This is a genomic window from Candidatus Sphingomonas colombiensis (assembly GCA_029202845.1).
GTDB lineage: Bacteria > Pseudomonadota > Alphaproteobacteria > Sphingomonadales > Sphingomonadaceae > Sphingomonas > Sphingomonas colombiensis.
Window position 1 is genome coordinate 1,464,547 of sequence record CP119315.1, and the last position, 13,772, is coordinate 1,478,318.

The 13,772-nt window shown below is 65.9% G+C and carries 12 protein-coding genes; 4 read left to right on the forward strand and 8 right to left on the reverse strand.

Translation table 11 applies throughout. The features are described from left to right. Positions 1-34 precede the first annotated feature (34 nt). Together P0Y64_06980 and P0Y64_06985 are read left to right on the forward strand one after the other, a co-directional pair. Positions 35-487, forward strand: a complete 453-nt coding sequence (locus tag P0Y64_06980) for a methylated-DNA--[protein]-cysteine S-methyltransferase (GenBank protein WEK44526.1) — start codon at positions 35-37, stop codon at positions 485-487. A 3-nt stretch (positions 488-490) separates the two neighbouring features. Next, a complete protein-coding gene (locus P0Y64_06985) occupies positions 491-1,192 on the forward strand; it encodes a dienelactone hydrolase family protein (protein ID WEK44527.1) in 702 nt (233 codons plus the stop codon). A gap of 8 nt (positions 1,193-1,200) precedes the next feature. Here the strand turns inward: P0Y64_06985 and P0Y64_06990 are convergent, their stop codons facing one another. Further along, the gene (locus P0Y64_06990; GenBank protein WEK44998.1) at positions 1,201-3,477 is read right to left on the reverse strand and encodes a DNA translocase FtsK 4TM domain-containing protein; all 2,277 of its coding nucleotides are present in this window, start codon (positions 3,475-3,477) and stop codon (positions 1,201-1,203) included. Between the two features lie 119 nt (positions 3,478-3,596). Here P0Y64_06990 and P0Y64_06995 point away from each other — a divergent pair, with 119 nt between their 5' ends. Beyond that, entirely contained in the window at positions 3,597-4,811 is a 1,215-nt protein-coding gene (locus P0Y64_06995; GenBank protein WEK44528.1) for a UbiH/UbiF/VisC/COQ6 family ubiquinone biosynthesis hydroxylase, read from the forward strand. A gap of 9 nt (positions 4,812-4,820) precedes the next feature. Here the strand turns inward: P0Y64_06995 and pdeM are convergent, their stop codons facing one another. The 7 genes from pdeM to P0Y64_07030 all read right to left on the reverse strand — a co-directional run bounded on the left by pdeM (position 4,821) and on the right by P0Y64_07030 (position 12,577). Next, complete coding sequence (gene pdeM / locus P0Y64_07000; protein ID WEK44999.1) at positions 4,821-5,483, reverse strand: ligase-associated DNA damage response endonuclease PdeM; 663 nt, start codon at positions 5,481-5,483, stop codon at positions 4,821-4,823. A gap of 123 nt (positions 5,484-5,606) precedes the next feature. After that, positions 5,607-7,004 (reverse strand): M20/M25/M40 family metallo-hydrolase, encoded by a 1,398-nt coding sequence (locus P0Y64_07005; GenBank protein WEK44529.1) that lies wholly within the window; start codon positions 7,002-7,004, stop codon positions 5,607-5,609. A 62-nt stretch (positions 7,005-7,066) separates the two neighbouring features. Beyond that, on the reverse strand, positions 7,067-8,005 hold the full coding sequence (locus tag P0Y64_07010; GenBank protein WEK44530.1) for an aspartyl protease family protein: 939 nt from the start codon (positions 8,003-8,005) through the stop codon (positions 7,067-7,069). Between the two features lie 42 nt (positions 8,006-8,047). Further along, positions 8,048-10,381: a ligase-associated DNA damage response DEXH box helicase gene (locus tag P0Y64_07015; protein ID WEK45000.1), complete on the reverse strand. Its 2,334-nt coding sequence runs from the start codon at positions 10,379-10,381 to the stop codon at positions 8,048-8,050. Between the two features lie 342 nt (positions 10,382-10,723). Then, positions 10,724-10,879 (reverse strand): ribosome modulation factor, encoded by a 156-nt coding sequence (locus tag P0Y64_07020; GenBank protein ID WEK44531.1) that lies wholly within the window; start codon positions 10,877-10,879, stop codon positions 10,724-10,726. Between the two features lie 99 nt (positions 10,880-10,978). Next, positions 10,979-11,899, reverse strand: a complete 921-nt coding sequence (locus P0Y64_07025) for an AraC family transcriptional regulator (GenBank protein WEK44532.1) — start codon at positions 11,897-11,899, stop codon at positions 10,979-10,981. A 54-nt stretch (positions 11,900-11,953) separates the two neighbouring features. Beyond that, positions 11,954-12,577 carry a CAP domain-containing protein gene (locus tag P0Y64_07030; GenBank protein ID WEK44533.1) on the reverse strand — a complete coding sequence of 208 codons (624 nt, stop codon included), beginning with the start codon at positions 12,575-12,577 and terminating at the stop codon, positions 11,954-11,956. On the opposite strand from P0Y64_07030, the gene hemW reads away from it, so the two are divergent. Beyond that, positions 12,542-13,693, forward strand: coding sequence for a radical SAM family heme chaperone HemW (gene hemW, locus P0Y64_07035; protein WEK44534.1), 1,152 nt, complete (start codon positions 12,542-12,544; stop codon positions 13,691-13,693). The two genes, P0Y64_07030 and hemW, sit on opposite strands and share 36 nt — an antisense overlap. Positions 13,694-13,772 lie beyond the last annotated feature (79 nt).

Genomic DNA, 13,772 nt, shown 5'->3' on the forward strand with positions numbered 1-13,772 from the left:
GCGGCGCGGCGTCGCACGATAGCGTTCCGCCAAGATGTATGCCCGCGATTCCACTGTTCTCGCAACGCCCGTCGGCCGTGTCCTGATCCAGGGGGGCGAGGTCGTGACGGGGATCACGATCGGCGTCGACGATGCGCCGCATCTGGCGAGTGCGGATGCTCTGCGCGCGGCGGCGGAGCAACTGGAAGCTTATTTCGCCGGGGAGCGTCGCGATTTCGATCTTTTGCTCGCGCCCGCGTCCACGCCGCGCGGTGGCGTGTTGCGCGCGGCGATCGCTGCGGTGGGCTATGGCGAGACCGCGAGCTATGGCGAGGTCGCGCGCGCGATCGGATCGAGCCCGCGCGCGCTCGGTCAGGCGTGTCGTCGGAATCCGTTTCCGATCGTTATCCCTTGCCACCGAATTATCGGCGGGGCGGGGCATTATTCCGCTGGTGACGGGCTTCCGACCAAGAACTGGCTGCTGAACCACGAACGTGATTGGAGTTGAATGATGGGTGAGATGATCAACGTCGAAACGCTGGATCACAATGGGGGCTTCGGCGCCTATGTCGCCAGACCGGCGGGAACGCCGAGCGCGGCGATCGTCGTGATTCAGGAAGTGTTCGGCGTGAACAAGGGCATCCGCCGCAAGTGTGATCGGTTGGCCGAGCAGGGCTATCTGGCGATTGCGCCCGATTTGTTCTGGCGGATGGAGCCGGGGATCGAACTCGATCCGGATGTTCCGGCGGAAATGCAGCGCGGGCTCGAGCTGTTCGGCAAGTTCAATCAGGACGCGGGCATCCGCGACATCGAGTCGACGATCCGCAAGGCGCGCGAACTGCTGGGCAATGGCGGCAAGATCGGTTGTGTCGGATATTGCCTCGGTGGCCGGCTCGCCTTCATGACGGCGTGCCGCACCGATATCGATGCCAGCGTGGGCTATTACGGTGTGGGTATCGACGGGCTTCTCGGCGAGAAGCACGCGATCGCGCGCCCGGTGATGCTGCACGTTGCCGGCGAGGACGGTTTCGTTGACAAGGCGACGCAGCAACTAATGCACGAGGGGTTGGATGATCTGCCCCGCGTCACGATCCACGATTATCCGGGCGAAGATCATGGCTTCGCGACCGAGATGGGCGATCGCCGATCTGAAAAAGCCGCCGATCTCGCGGATGAGCGGACGGCGGCTTTCTTCAAAGAAAATCTTTCTTAAATAATAACTTAGATCGGATGTCCGTCGGCGTCGCGAAGCACTTCGCGGCGACCGACGTGATCGGGGCGGCCTACGATGCCGTCTTTTTCCATTCGTTCGATCAGCCGCGCGGCGCTGTTGTAGCCGATGCGTAACTGGCGCTGGAGCCAGGAGGTGGATGCCTTCTGGCTCTCGCACACCAATTGGATCGCGGCGCGATATTGCTGATCCTCGGCTGAATCCTCGCCGGTCGGCGCGCCTTCCAGATCGAAGCTCTGCTCGGGCTCCTCGGTGACCGAGGTGATGTAATCCGGCGCGCCCTGCGCGCGCCAGTGATCGGTGACGGCCCGGACTTCGTCATCGGAAACGAACGGACCGTGGACGCGGACGATGCCCTTGCCACCCGGCATATAGAGCATATCGCCCTTGCCCAGCAGCTGCTCCGCGCCCTGTTCGCCCAGGATGGTACGTGAATCGATCTTCGAGGTGACGTGGAACGAGATGCGTGTTGGCAAATTCGCCTTGATCACGCCGGTGATGACGTCGACCGACGGGCGCTGCGTCGCCATGATCAGGTGAATACCGGCGGCGCGCGCCTTTTGCGCCAGCCGCTGGATGAGGAATTCGACCTCCTTGCCGGCGGTCATCATCAGATCGGCCAGCTCGTCGACGATCACGACGATCTGCGGAAGCACCTGATAATCGAGCTGTTCCTCCTCATAGACCGGCTGGCCGTTCTCGCCGAACCCGGTTTGCACGCGCCGGCCGAGCGGGGTGCCCTTGACGCGGGCAGCGCGCACCTTGTCGTTGAAGCTGCCGAGTGAACGGACGCCAAGCGAGGACATCTGCCGATAGCGATCCTCCATCTGCTCGACCGCCCATTTGAGCGCGCGCACCGCCTTCGCCGGATCGGTGACCACCGGGGAGAGGAGGTGCGGGATATCGTCGTACATCGACAATTCGAGCATCTTGGGATCAATCATGATCATACGGCACTGGTCCGGTGTGAGCCGGTAAAGCAGCGACAGGATCATGCAGTTGAGGCCGACCGATTTACCCGACCCGGTAGTGCCCGCGACGAGCAGATGCGGCATCGGCGCAAGATCCGCGATCACCGGATCGCCCGCGATATTCTTGCCGAGAATCACGGGAAGCTGGGCCGATTGATCCTCGAACGACTGTGATCCGACCAACTCGTGCAGCGACACCGTTTCGCGCTTGGCATTGGGTAGCTCGATGCCGATCACGGTGCGCCCGGGAATCGTCGCGACGCGCGCCGAGATCGCGGACATGTTGCGCGCGATATCGTCCGCGAGGCTGACGACGCGCGTCGCCTTGATGCCAGGAGCGGGCTCCAGCTCGTACATGGTGACGACGGGGCCGGGACGGACTTCCTTGATCTCGCCGCGCACATGGAAATCGTCGAGCACAGTTTCGAGCAACCGCGCGTTGCGCTCCAGCGCCGCCTTATCGATCACGTTGTTCTGCGACGGCGGAGCGGGAGTGAGCAGATCGAGCGAGGGGAGCACGTAATTATCGCGTAGATCGAGCTGCTGCTGGCGCGTCTTCGGTCGGACCACCGATGGTGCTAGCGCTCGCTCGTTGATTACGGGCCCGGGGCGTGGATCGGGTTGCGCCACCGGACGCGGGGCGACTGGCCGGCGCACCAACTCGAGCGGCACCTCCTCGTCGTCAATTGCCGCCGGGCGATCCCGCCGTGTGCGCCAGACGCGCGGCAAGGCGATGTCGATGCTACGCCCCCACAAGATCGCGCCGGTGACGCCTGCCACGATGCCGAGTGCGATCACCGCCCAATAGCTGATCGCCGGATTGCCGATGAAGGACAGTACCCAGCGGGCGGCGGCGACGATACCCAGCCCTATTGCGCCACCCCAGCCGAACGGCAATGCGGGCACGGCGCCATTGGCGACGCAGCCAAGTGCAGTGGCCATCAGCGATACGCCAAGCGCGGCGTTGCGAAGCATGCGCCCCCATTCGCCGGCTGGCTGATCCCGCCACAGCCGCAGCGCGACGATCGGCCCGATCGGAAGCAGTAGCGCCACCGCGGGACCCAATATGGTGAGCGCGATATCGGCGAACCACGCACCCGGCGCGCCGGCCAGATTGTGCAATCCGTCGCCCGCCGCCGTATTGAGCGCGGGGTCGCCCGGCGAATAGCTCGCCAGCGCCAGCGCCATCAACACGGTGGCCACGAAAAGGGCGAGAGCGATGACCATGGCGCCGCTGCGCACAGCCCCCGCTTTCACCGTTTCGCGCCACAGCGATGCGTCCGCCCGGCTCGCCATTGCCTTAAATTCCCCCAACGATTTCATGAAATCTGCCCGCTGGAATCATCTGCCTGCCCGAGTCCCGCGTCAAGCCGCAGCGATTGGCAGCGCGCCGGAACGCGGATAGAGCGTGGCGGATGGATCACGCTGACGTACTAATCCTTGGCGGCGGGCTGGTCGGGGCGACGCTGGCGCTGGCGCTGGATCGCCACGGCCTGCGCACGATCGTTGTCGATCCCGCCGATCCCACAATCACCCTTTCTGCCGGTTTCGATGGCCGCGCCTCGGCAATCGCCAGCGCCAGCCACCGAATGCTAGAGGCGATCGGCGTGGCTGAGGGGTTGGCAGGTCATGGTTGCGAGATACGGCATATCCGGGTGAGCGACGGGCTCGCGCCGGGGAAGCTCGATTTCATCCCCGATCCCGATGATGGCCCGCTGGGCACGATGTATGAGAATCGCCGGTTGCGGCTCGCGCTGGGCGACGCACTGAGCAAATCGACCGTCGATCTGCGGATGAAGACACGCGCGACCGTGGTTGAGCGAGGCCCGCGCGGCGTCACCGCGACGCTTTCGTCGGGCGAGACGGTGACCGCATCCCTACTGGTCGCGGCAGAAGGGCGTAACTCGCCGACCCGGGCGGCGGCGGGGATCGATGTCGCGCAATGGCGTTATGATCATAGCGCGATCATCTCCGCTTTCCATCATGAGCGATCTCATGAAGCGACCGCTTACGAAATCTTCTATCCTGCCGGCCCCTTCGCGCTGCTGCCGCTGGTCGATGACGAGATCGGGCATCGTTCAGCGATCGTTTGGACGGTGAAGGGGGCGGATGCGCCCGCGATGCTCAAGCTTGGCGACCGGGCGTTCCTCGCGGAAGCTGAAAAGCAGATGGGCGGCTTTTTGGGGCCGCTATCGTACGCCAGCGCGCGATCCAGCTATCCATTGGGCTTTCATCACGCGGCGAGGATCACCGCCGAGCGGCTCGCGCTGGTCGGCGATGCGGCGCATGGCATTCACCCGATCGCAGGGCAGGGGCTCAATCTCGGCTTCCGCGACGTCGCCGCGCTGGTCGAAGTGCTGGTCGAGGGCCGACGCCTCGGGCTGGAGGCGGGGGATGCGCAATTGCTCGATCGTTACCAGCGCTGGCGCAGCCTCGACACGTTGATGGTGGCGGGCGCGACGGACACGCTGACTCGGCTGTTTGGCGTGCCGGGCCGCGCGGCGAGCGCGATCCGGCGCTTTGGCATCTCCGCTGTCGATCGCATCTCTCCGCTGAAGGCGCGCTTCATGGCCGAAGCGCGCGGTGAGAGCGGGGCGATGCCAAAGCTGCTACAAGGGCTTACCGTCTAGGAGCGCGCGTTACGCCGCTAGCGGAAAGCGCAGCAGGCGGTTGTCGACCGGCACCAGCGCCTCCGCCGCATCGCCGATGGCGCGCGCGATTTCGTGGTGCGTCGCATCCAGCCCGCCGGTCAGCGCACCGAACGCGGGGAGTATCAGTTTACGATCGCTTGCGACGAAGCAGCGCCGCGATACCAGCCGGCCACGCACCCGGACACGCAAACGCGGATGGAAATGGCCGGAAAGCTCCGGGCGTGGATCAACTGGATCGGCTTCGTGGCGCAGGATCAGTCCATCGACCAATGCCTCGTCCACCACCTGGCCGCCGCAGCGATCGTCATAGATGCGATCGTGATTGCCGGTGATCCACGTCCAGCGCACTCGCGTCATCAGCGCAGCCAGCATCTCCCGCGCAGGCGTGGAAAGGCGCTCGCTGCCTGTGACGTCATGAAAGCTGTCGCCGAGACACCAAATCTCCCGTGCGTCGATCGCGCGGGCCAGTGTGGCGAGATCGGTGAGCGTCGCCATCGAATCATAAGGCGGAAGCATCTGGCCGGTGCCAGCGAAAAAGCTTGCCTTCTCCAGATGAAGATCGGCGACGAGCAATGCTTGCCGCGCCGGCCAGAACAGCGCGCCGGTGGGGAGCGCAATCAGTTCATGGCCAGCGAACGAAAAGGGAACCATCGCGCCGCAATGCCGCATGCGGGCGGCGCGATCAACCTGGGCGTATAGCGATTCCGCCAAAGGCGGCTCTCTGCGCTGTCGGTTCTCGCGCTCCACCTTTTCGCTTCGCCCTGACCTTACGCCCTACCCCGCGTAAGCCTTGACCAGATCGAACAGATAATCGCGACCCTGATAGAGCGCCGAGGCGCGAATCCGTTCGTCCAGCCCGTGGATGCCGTTCAGATCGGGCTCGAGGACAATACCCGGTGCGCCATAGATTGGCATGCCGATCTTGCCGAAGAACACCGCGTCGGTCGCGCCGGTGGACATCATCGGCAACATCGGCGTGCCGGGGAAATATTTCGCTGCGATCGTCTTCATGGGGCCGACGATTTTCGGATCGAGCGCCGGGGGCACAGCGACCGGGCGGACCGGCTGGTTGGCGGTGACGGTCACCTTGGGCCCGGCCAGTTCCTTCAGCTTGGCGAGCGTGGCGTCGACCGTTTCGCCCGGAAAAATGCGGCAATTGACGTTGGCGGTGGCACGCTGCGGCAGCGCATTCTCGGCGTGCCCGGCGTTGACCAGCGTCGCGACGCAGGTGGTGCGCAAGGTGGAATGCAGCACCTTGTCCCGGCTGACGATTGCATCGGCCTGCTTGTCCTGCGGATTGGCGAGCAGGCGGGAGATCGCGTCCGCCACCGGCGCGGGCACCGCTTGTTTTGTAGCGGCGAAGAAGGCGCGGGTCGTATCGGTGAACCTCACCGGAAATTCATAGCCTTGCACCGCTCGCAGCGCATCATCGAGTTCGTAGATCGCGTTATCTGGCGTCGGCGCGGAGCTGTGGCCGCCGGGGTTGGTGGCCGCGAAGGTAAAGTTCTGCGCCGCTTTCTCGCCGACCTGCACCGCGAGTAGCTCGGGCTTGCCATTGGCGTCGAAGCGGCCGCCGCCGCCCTCGTTCAGCCCGAATTCGCCGCTCACCAGATCGGGGCGATTGTCCGCCAGCCATTGCGCGCCGTTAAAGGCATAAGTGGTTTCCTCGCCGCAGGTCAGCGCCATCTTGATCGTGCGCTTCGGGCGAAAACCCTGTTCCTTGAAGCGGATCATCGAGTCCGCCCACACGGATGACATCGCTTTGTCGTCGACCGTGCCGCGCGCGTAGTAAAAGCCGTTTTCTTCGACGAGCTTGAACGGATCGCGCTTCCAGTCCTCGCGCTTGGCGGCAACGACGTCGATATGGCCGAGCAGCAACATCGGCTTGGCCTTCGCATCTGATCCCTTGAGGATCGCGACCACGCCGCCATCTTCGGGATGTTCGGGAACCGAGAACAAGGTGATATCGGAATCGCTGTAACCGGCGGCCTTCAAGCGCGTCGCGATCTGGCTCGCCGCCTTGGTGCAGCTTCCGACGCCCACGACCGTGTTGGTTTCGACCAGTTCTTTGTAGAGCGAGAAGAATGCCTTCTGGTCGGGGCGATCCTGCGCTTCAGCTATAGCTGGGGCAAAACCCAGCGCCGCGATTCCAGCCAACAGCACAGCCCGCATCCACTCTCTCCACAATGATCAAGTACCGATCGTTGCAGCGAAAGTTGCGTCGCGCAACTGTTTCAGGTCGGCTGCGCGTTGCGCGGCATGATGAAACGAACTTCGCGGTTTGCGAAATCGATATCAATCCGCCGGAACAGCTTGAGTGCGTCCATTCCCAGCATCAGCGCCGGGCGCCTATCCAGCCCGAACGCCTTGAACGGCGGCGCGTCATTCTCGGCATAAGCGATCGGCATGTCGTTGATCGTCATGGAGCCGAGCTTGATCGTGTTGAGCGCGGTATAGTTCACCGTCACCGTCTCACCCGTCACCCCGGTCAGCGTAATCGGAACCCCCTGCTTCCCATGGCGCATGACGGCGCGTTGCAGAGCCCGGTTACCCATCGTCACCGCCGATCCGGTATCGATGATCACGCGCACCCGCTCGCGGCCGACATAAGCCTCCGTCACGACGAGTTGCCCGAGCAGATTACGTGCCCTGACGACGATCTCATTGGGATCGTGCGATTCGAAAGAGGAGCGTCGCCGCGTGGGCGAGACGATCATGGATTGTTTGTCGAAATCGATCGCGAGCGTGTGACCTTGCAGCGAATCGATTCCAAGCATGCCGGGGGCGCCAAGGAAGCGCCCTTCCAGCGCGGGGGCCTCGATCCGTTCACCGCCCAGCGCGCCGACGGTGATCGAAGGGATGACGACCGTGGAAACCTCGCTCACCCCGGTCATCGCGGTGACGCGCACGCTAGGCCCGGCCGTCAGCCGCAAGACACCCGCCAGTTCGCGACTGACCACGGTGCGCTGCGCGCCGGTATCAATGATGAAGCGATACGGGCCGGCGCCGGCGATATGGACGGGAACGGTCATGCGTTCCCCGTTCGCGCCGAAGCTGAGCAGATCGCCCAGCGGCGGAATCGCATCCGTCGGGGGCGTGGCGGGCGCCGGTTGCTGCACCGGCGATTGCGCCGCGAGGAGCAGCAAGAGCGGCATGGCGAACATGCGTTTCATGAAGCGAAGGGTGCGCCCGATTCGGGCCTTTCGCAAGCGAAATCAATCCATCCGCATCGCATCCCGCGCGAGCGATTCCGCCTCCAGCAACAGCGCGTCGTCGGCGTGCCCGGTCGTCACCCGTTCGCGCCCAATCAGCACCAATACCGGGACCGCGAGCGGGGAAACGTGGGGCAGATCGACGTGGAGCATCGTATCCGCCGCGCGATCGAGCAGCGCGCCAAGCCGCCCCACATCGGTCATCCGCGCGCGCGCGTCGGCCCAGGCGGCCTCCAGCAACACGTGCCCCGGCTCGTAGCGGCGGAGCACATCGTAGATCAGATCGGTGGAAAAAGTGACCTGTTTCCCGGTCTTTCGCTTGCCGGGATGCTGGCGCTCGACCAGGCCGCCGATCACCGCGACCTCCCGAAAGGCGCGTTTCAGCAGGTGCGATTGCTGCACCCATTCGACAAATTCGGTTTCGAGGATATCGGGTGAGAACAGCGCCGCCGGATCGGTGACCGGATCGAGCGAATAGCAGGCGAGCGCATAGTCGGAAGCCACGAATCCCAATGGCTTGAGCCCCGCGCTCTCCATCCGCCGCGTCACCAGCATGCCGAGCGACTGATGCGCGTTCCACCCCTCGAAACTATAGGCGACCATGTAATGCCGCCCCTCATGCGGGAAGGTTTCGACGAGGAGCTGGTCGGGGCGGGGGAGCGCCGAGCGGCGATCCTGAATTTCCAACCACGCGCGAACATCATCAGGGAAACGGTGCCACTCATCGCGCGTCGCGAGGAAGCCACGGACCCTTTCAGCGAGATGTGTGGACAATGGCATACGACTGCCGCCGTACGTCGGGATGCGCGCCGGCCGCGCGGTGGCGCGCACGACGAGATCCTCCGCCTCGATCTTTTCGACCTCAAGGCTCATGCCCGCGAAGAAGAAGGTATCCCCCGGCGAGAGCGTCGCGGCGAAGCCTTCCTCCACCCGCCCGAGCGCGCGGCCGTTCCTGAACCGCACGCGCAGCATCGTCGCCTCGACGATGATCCCGGCGTTGAGGCGATGCTGCGCGACGAACTTCGGATGGCTCACCCGCCAGCGGCCGTCCGTGTCCTTCACCAGCCGGCGGAAACGATCATAGGCGCGCAGCGCATAGCCGCCGTCGCTGATGAACGCGATCACCCGCGCGAACGTTTCCGCGTCGAGCGCCGAATAGGGCAGCGCCGAGCGCACCTCGTCGAGTAAACCCGCCTCGTCGAACGACGCCGCGCAGGCGCAGGCCATGATATGCTGCGCCAGCACGTCGAGCCCGCCGGGGCGGAACGGCTCGCCATCCAGTTCGCCCGCCTCCACCGCGTCGATCGCCGCGCGCGCCTCGAGATATTCGAAGCGATTGCCCGGGACGATGATCGCCTCCGATGGCTCGTCGAGCCGGTGGTTGCTGCGCCCGATCCGCTGGAGGAGCCGCGACGAGCCCTTGGGCGCGCCCATCTGGATCACGCAATCGACATCGCCCCAATCGACCCCGAGATCGAGGCTGGCGGTGGCGACGAGCGCGCGCAGCCGCCCCGCGGCCATAGCGCCCTCCACCTTGGCGCGCGCCTCTTTCTCCAGGCTGCCGTGGTGGATGCCGATCGGCAGCTGGAGCGCATTTTCCTTCCACAGATCCTGAAAGATCAGCTCGGCGAGGCTGCGCGTGTTGCAGAAGACGATCGTCGTCTTGTGCGTCTCGATCTCGGCCATCACCTGCCGCGCGGCATAGCGACCGGAATGCCCCGCCCAGGGCACCTTATCCTCCGGCAGCAGGATCGCGATATCGGGATCGACGCCGGGATCGCCCTTCACCAATGCCACCGCGTCGATATCGCCATCGGGGGCGAGCCACGCGCGATAATCGTCGGGATCGGCCACCGTGGCGGACAGCGCGACACGGCGGCAGCCCGGCGCGATGCGCTGCAACCGCGCCATCGACAGCGCGAGCAGATCGCCGCGCTTGCCGCTGGCGAAGGCGTGCACCTCGTCGATCACGATCGTCTTCAGATCCGCGAACATCAGGAAGCTGTCGGGATAGGAGAGCAGCAGCGAGAGCGATTCGGGCGTGGTCAGCAGAATCTGCGGCGGGTTCACGCGCTGCCGCGCCTTGCGCTCCGACGACGTATCCCCGGTGCGCGTCTCGACGCGGATATCCAGCCCCATGTCCTCGATTGGCGTCATGAGGTTGCGCTGGATATCGACCGCCAGCGCCTTCAGCGGGGAGACGTAAAGGGTGTGCAGCCCCTCCGCCGGCTGCTCGATCAGTTCGGCCAGCGTCGGCAGGAATCCCGCGAGCGTCTTCCCCGCGCCGGTCGCCGCGACGAGCAGCGCATGGCGCCCCGCACGCGCCTCCGCCAGCATCGCGCGCTGATGACGACGCGGCTGCCAGCCACGGCTGGCGAACCATGCGGCGAGCGGGGCGGGGAGGGCGGGGGAAGCGACCACGAAGGCGCAATATGGGGCCGGTGCGGCGGGTTACGCCAGAGGAGACATGCGGTGGAGGAGGGGATCGGGCCGCCGCCACCCCAGCGCGAGGGGCGGGGGAGACGCCGGAATGCGAGCCTTCGCGATCGCGACCCTATGCCGCCCCTCCGGTCGCCCGGTGACGAATGCGCGGGATGCGGGTGAAATCGCCGACATCTTCGGCACGGGCAACAGAAGGCGATCAGTCTTATTGCCGGCGCTACCGCACCGCCGCGCCCTTCAGCTGTCGCTGTTCCGCGATTTCACCCCGTTGCGCCAGCCTTCCTGCCAGGCGACCATGAAGCCGCCCTTTTTATAGGGGCATACGGATTCAGGCCTGCCGCGCTTGCCGGCGGCAAAACCGTCACTCCATGCTTTTTCCTGCGGGTTCGCCACGTGTGATCTCCATGCTTTGCGGGCAGCGTATAGTGAGGTCCGCGCGCAATGCCATCCGATCGGGGGGGCAACGCGCCCGTTGCGGACGAGCGCGCTTCGCTATTCGGCCGCGCGCGATGCCGCCGGTGCTATCCATGGCAGCGCGTGGCCGGCGGCCTGCTCCGCGATCTTGCGTTGTTCGCGCACCTCCAGTCCCGGCGTGAACAGCAACGTGGGCGTATCCCGAAAGCGCTTGGGCGGCATATCGAGGAACAGGCGGAACTCGCGGTTGAGATGCGAAGCGTCGTAGAAGCGCAGCAACGCCTGTTCGCCATCCTCCGTGGGGGAAAAGCCACGCAGCATCGCCGCCATGTCGAGGAAGCGGCCGCGCCGCAGGACCGTCTTGGGCGGGTGGCCGAAATGGGCGCGGACGTGGCGATCCAGCCGGCGCGGGATCATCCCCAGCTCGCGCGCGATATCGGCAACCGGGCGGGAGGGATCGAGCCGGCTGATCGCCTCGAACCGTTCAAGCGCGGGGTCGATCTTCACCGCGCGCTCGTTGACGCGATCGCGCACCACCTGTTCGAGCCGGTCGAACGTCCGATCGGTCTGATAAATGTCCTCGCACGCCCAGCGCAGCGCTTCGCCCCATGCGCCGTCGATCGGATCGAGCCGATCCGCGATGCGGTGCGCCGGCAGATCGGAAAAGGCGAACCACGCCGCCGGCCGCAGGGCAAAGCCGGCCGCGATGATCGGCCCGGCGCAGCGCACCGGAAAGCGCTTGCGCTGCGCCCCGAAGATCATCGGGCCTTCATATGCGACCCAGCGGCCGCCGACCTGGGTTTCCCACTGCCCGATGACCGGCACGCGGATATAAGCGGTTTCGTGAAGCAGGAAGCTTTCGAGTATCGAATCGTCGGGCCGTTCGATGATCAGCAGGAAAAACCGGGCGACGAAAGGGGCGAGATCGGGCGGCGGGGTCCGGCTGAGCGACAGCGGATGCCCGTCATGCGAGGTGCCGGTGCGCGGGTTCAGGCCCATGGCGCTATTTCTATGTGGTTTTTCCGGCCGCCGCAATCGTGCCGTTGCACGCACTCAATAGGCCGTCTGCCCCACCACATTGCCCGGCGGGGAATAGCGACAGGCGAGGAAGTCATTGGCGTGGTTTGACGCCATGGCGCAGCCGATGCGCTGCGTTCCGCGCCAGACGATCTGGCTGTAATGCGAGGCATCCTGCCAGCGCCCGGTGTTGCTGAAACCCGGCGTGGTGGTGTTGACGTAGAAACGGCGCTCGCTGAGCCAATGGCCGAGCATCTCGTCGAAGCGATAGGCCTCGCGGGTGCCGGTCCACAGATTTTCGCCCTGCCGGCCGGGCCCCTGCGGCTGCTCGGCATGGGCGAAGCGCCCGGTCTGCGCCATTTCGGTGGCATAGACGCGCGCCGCGGTGACGAGATTCTCGTCCCATATCAGCGGGGGCAGGCCGAGCGTGGCGCGTTCCTCGTTATGACCGCGCAGCATCACCGATTTGAGCAACGCCTGCCCGCGCGGGGCCGGAACGTCGGAAATGCGCGGCTCTACGATACGTGGCGGGCTGTGATCGCAGGCGATGAGCGCGAGGGTGAACAACAGCGGGAGCGTGAAGCGGTGGCCTTTGGCTGGCATCATCGCCATATCGGCGAACACATGGCCGACGACAACTCCCTCGCGCTTTACGTCCACTGGCCGTTCTGCGTCTCCAAATGCCCCTATTGCGATTTCAACAGCCACGTCCGCGCCGAGGTGGATCAGGCGGCGTGGCGCGCGGCGCTGCTGGCGGACCTCGCGCATGAGGCGGCGGCATTGCCCGGGCGGCGCGTTACCTCGATCTTCTTCGGCGGGGGCACGCCCTCGCTGATGCCGCCCGAAACGGTGGCGGCGGTGATCGCCGCGGCGGACGCGGCATGGGGGATCGACGCGGATGCGGAGATCACGCTGGAGGCGAATCCATCATCGGTGGAGGCGGCGCGGTTCGGCGATATCGCGGGCGCCGGGGTGAATCGCGTCTCGCTCGGGTTGCAGGCGCTGGACGATGCGGCGCTCCGCTTTCTCGGCCGGGCGCATGACGTGGACGAGGGGCTGCGCGCGCTCGATACCGCGCAGCGCGCCTTCGCGCGGGTGAGCTTCGATCTGATCTATGCGCGGCCGGGGCAGGCGCCGGAGGAATGGGAGCGCGAACTGGCGCGCGCGCTGGCGTTCGGCACCGAGCATCTGTCGCTCTATCAGCTCACGATCGAGCCGGGGACGCGCTTCGCCACCGAGGCGGCGGCGGGGCGGCTGGCGATCCCCGATGGCGATGCGGCGGCGGACCTGTATGAACTGACCCGCGCGCTGACCTCTGCGGCGGGCCTGCCCCCGTATGAGATATCGAATCACGCACGCGCCGGGGCGGAGAGCCGCCACAATCTCGCTTACTGGCGCTATCGCGATTACGCCGGGATCGGGCCGGGCGCGCACGGGCGACGGCTCGGCGCGGCGACCCAGCGGCGGCGCAAGCCCGAGAACTGGCTCACCGCGATCGCGCGCAACGGCCATGGCATCGAGCAGGAAGAGGCGCTGCCCCCCGCGATTCAGGCGCAGGAGGCGCTGCTGATGGGGCTGCGGCTGGCGGAGGGGGTGGACCTTGCGCGCATCGCGCGGCTGGGGGATCGGCCGATCGCGGAACTGGTCGATCTCGCGGCGGTCACGCGGCTGGCGGGGATGGTGGAACGTGATGGCGACCGGCTGGCCGTGCTTCCCGCCGGGATGCTGCTGCTCGATGCGATCCTGCCGGCGATCGTGCGCGCGGGAGAGGGCTAAAGCGGATCGACAGGCCGCGCCGTCGTGCCGCAAATGGCGGCTTTCAGGCCGCCGCGATCCGGGTCACGAAATACCGGCA